Here is a 3,249-nt window from a genome sequence, read left to right as displayed (position 1 = left end):
AGAGCGAGCAATATTGAGCAGCTCACACTGGCGCTTTATCGGCAATGGGGTGGATTTAACCAGCGAACTCTTTCGCTGGGCTCGGTCTAACGACCGAGCACTTTGGCCAAAAAATCATTTTCCATGGTCAATTGACCGATCTTGGCGTGAAGTTTGTCCACTTCTTCGGAATTCTCTTTTCCTGTGTGATTTTCGGTGGCAAAAATCATGGCTGCGTTTTCAAGCAGCTCCTTTTTCCATGTCGAGATTTGGTTAGCGTGCAGGTTGTATTTCTGAGCTAACTCAGCGACGGTTTTATCGCCTTTAGCGGCATCGAGTGCCACCTTAGCTTTAAACTCAGGAGAGTGGTTTCTACGTTTTCTAGTCATAATCTGTCCCTGTATTGTTGGGTACTATCAAAACAGATCGACCACTTAAAGTCATGTCCGAAAATCGGGGGCCACTTCTCTAGCGCCACCTGTTATTTTTTCATTACCAGTGAACAAACTAAGTGAGCTAGTGACCCCTTCATCAGAGTACAAGTAGTCGTAGTCACCAGAAATTACTGGAACCACTTGTTTAACAGTAAAACCTTGCTCATTTAATTCGTTAATTTTAATTTCAAGATCAGTCGCTAGTCGTTCAGAATCAATACGAGATTTAGATGTACCAACTTCAATTTTCTCTTTTATTTTTGTCATTATGGGTTTCTTTCCTAGCAAACCTCTCTCGTACTGACCAGAGGGAACTTCACGAACTATATAGTCATATTCAATTGCAAAATATGCCTTTACTAAAACGACTTTGTTTGTCATTCATCTACTCCTTTATGATGTAAACACTCATTGCTAAGAAAATATGGGTAAGCCACTGATAAACATAACGCCCGCCTAAGGGGCTGGCAACGCATACCACTAAACTCAATCACAACAACTGCAACCACCGCGGCTCAATGGGACTGGAAACGCCACGCGTTGACAGTCCCTCTTGAGGCGTTTGTTAGGCATTTGCCAACGGTTGTAATCGTTCTGCTGGAATGTTCCAACGCTCACCATTTGCTGTTGACACTGATACTGACTTCTTATTGAACTTAACGACAACACATAGCTGAATAGTGCCTTTATCATCGACAAACTGCGCCGGCGAACCAAGTATGAACTCTTGCCTTTTGGCTTGAACTTCAAGTTTATCCAGATGCTCCAAACGAGCTACGATCCTATGATTTAACTCTATCAGTTCTTTTCGCGTTAACTTGCCTATGTCCATACTTAAAAACTCTACTACTTTGAATAATAAGAGCATTGTATCAGCTAAATTTGATAGTCGAACGATTAATGCCTAACGCCGCGTTAAGGGGCGCAGGCACGCACTACAAACGTGACCGCATACAACTTAACCACTAAACAAACTGCAAGCCAAAAATGCCACGCGTGCCGAGTCCCTCTTGAACGCCTTGTTATGCTTAAGCTTCAATGACTTACGGTTTACCAAAACCGAGATTAACTCAGCTTTAACTCACAAACAAAAGCCAAAACGTAGAAAACCGAAATGACTCATAGTTTTGAAAATCAGACTTTGAAATTTGGCCGCTAAAACTCAAAACCTAAGATCAAATTGCTGATTGAGCCAGCCAACCTTACCTCGCGCTTACCTGAAAATTGATTGAGGCAACGTTCTGAATTTTCAGCGCCAAAGAATAAGTGTCCAAAAAACAGCGCCCAATGAAACCGACTTGCCGACAAGCACAAAACCAATCAGCCAAGGGAACAAAGAAAAAACATAAACCACTGACTTTGCGTGATTAAGCATAACGCCCGCTTAAGGGGCAGACAACGCTACTACTAACTTTCCGCATAACACAGTAATCACAAAAGCCAACGCATAGTAAAAATGCCACGCGTTGGCTGTCCCTCTTGAAGCGTTTGTTAGGAATATTCTCCACAGAGCTTAACATTTATTAGGCCGATACTATCACTCAGCCCACCGCGAACTTTAACTAACTCTACAATCAAGTTTGAAGATAGTTCCCGCAACTCAGCATAATCAACCTCACCTTTTTCGTCGATATTTTCTAATAGTAGGTGAATGTTAATCCAAAGCGCTTCCTGTGATTGCATTTCACTTACATTTAATACCATCAGTTCATAGTACTTCGCTACATAGAGCCTGATGTCACCGACAAGTTCAATAGAAGAGCCCATAGTATTTAGCCAGACATCAAGTTTGCAAAAATCTTGTGTCATCTGAGATTGCGATGAATATAGTGCATCAATGCTTTCCTTGACTTTCTCGAAACCATTATTAGCAAAGTATCCTTTTTTATACTTCCCATAAATTATCACCAAAAATGACAGAGACTGAATAAAATCGTCTATGTTAGCCATAGCAGGTTTATATGCTTCATTTAATTCTCTTGCTAAATATTGGCGATGACTTTCTTGCAATAGTAGCCTTTGTAAATGACTATTACTTTCATTAGATTTTTCGACCTGTTTTACAGCCCAAAATGCGGCTATAAACCAGCCTATGATAGTTAAAGCTGATTGAATGTAAAATTGGTGAATGTTTTCCATTTTTGATTCCTAACGCCGCGTTAAGGGGTGAATGCCGCATAAACCAAGCTTCCGCAGACCATTTTCACCACAAAAATCACCGCATACCAAGAGTGCCACGCGGCATGAATCCCTCTTGAACGCCTTGTTATGCTTAAGCTTCAATGGGTTACGTTTTTATGGAAACAAGATTAACTCGACTTTGAATCAGAAACAAAAGCCAAAACGTAGAAAACCGAAACGACTCGTAGTTTTGAAAATTGCACGTTGAAATTTGGCTGCTAAAACTCAAAAACCTAAGTTCAAATTGCTGATTGAGCCAAGCGCCCCAACCTCGCGCTTACCCGAAAATTGATTGAGGCAATTCTCTGAATTTCCAGCGCCAAAGAATAATTGTCCGGAAAACAGCGCCCACTGAAGCCAACTTGCCGAGAAACACAAAACTCACAAGCCAAGGGAACAAAGAAAGACCATAACCCACTGATTTTTGGTGATTAAGCATAACGCCCGGCTAAGGGGTTGACAACGCACCGCCGAACTCAAAAAACACACCGTAAACACTGAACTTCAATTTTGCACTAAAGTCGCCACGCGTTGGCAATCCCTCTTGAGCCGTTTGTTATGCAAATTCAATAAGATAAACTGACTTTACTCGATCAAAAACCACGATTGCAATGGTTGAGTGATTCAAGAACCAACCCAAGCCAGAGCCATGATA

General features: G+C 41.6%; 3 protein-coding genes and 3 pseudogenes. All 6 read right to left on the bottom strand.

The features are described from left to right. Window positions 1–368 (bottom strand): annotated as a pseudogene (locus UF06_RS10845) (transposase); the annotation flags it as partial. A 51-nt stretch (window positions 369–419) separates the two neighbouring features. Continuing rightward, complete coding sequence (locus UF06_RS10840; RefSeq protein WP_052702550.1) at window positions 420–794, bottom strand: hypothetical protein; 375 nt, start codon at window positions 792–794, stop codon at window positions 420–422. Between the two features lie 184 nt (window positions 795–978). Continuing rightward, the gene (locus UF06_RS10835) at window positions 979–1,182 is read right to left on the bottom strand and encodes a hypothetical protein (RefSeq protein WP_045570477.1); all 204 of its coding nucleotides are present in this window, start codon (window positions 1,180–1,182) and stop codon (window positions 979–981) included. A gap of 192 nt (window positions 1,183–1,374) precedes the next feature. Continuing rightward, window positions 1,375–1,470: pseudogene (locus UF06_RS27725) on the bottom strand (DUF3265 domain-containing protein); the annotation flags it as partial. A gap of 434 nt (window positions 1,471–1,904) precedes the next feature. Continuing rightward, the gene (locus UF06_RS10830) at window positions 1,905–2,552 is read right to left on the bottom strand and encodes a hypothetical protein (RefSeq protein ID WP_045570476.1); all 648 of its coding nucleotides are present in this window, start codon (window positions 2,550–2,552) and stop codon (window positions 1,905–1,907) included. A gap of 9 nt (window positions 2,553–2,561) precedes the next feature. Continuing rightward, window positions 2,562–2,683 (bottom strand): annotated as a pseudogene (locus UF06_RS26850) (DUF3265 domain-containing protein). Window positions 2,684–3,249: the final 566 nt, after the last annotated feature.

The sequence above is a fragment of the Vibrio sp. S234-5 genome, from assembly GCF_000960595.1.
Lineage (GTDB): Bacteria > Pseudomonadota > Gammaproteobacteria > Enterobacterales > Vibrionaceae > Vibrio.
This window is presented reverse-complemented; position numbering and strand designations above follow the sequence as displayed.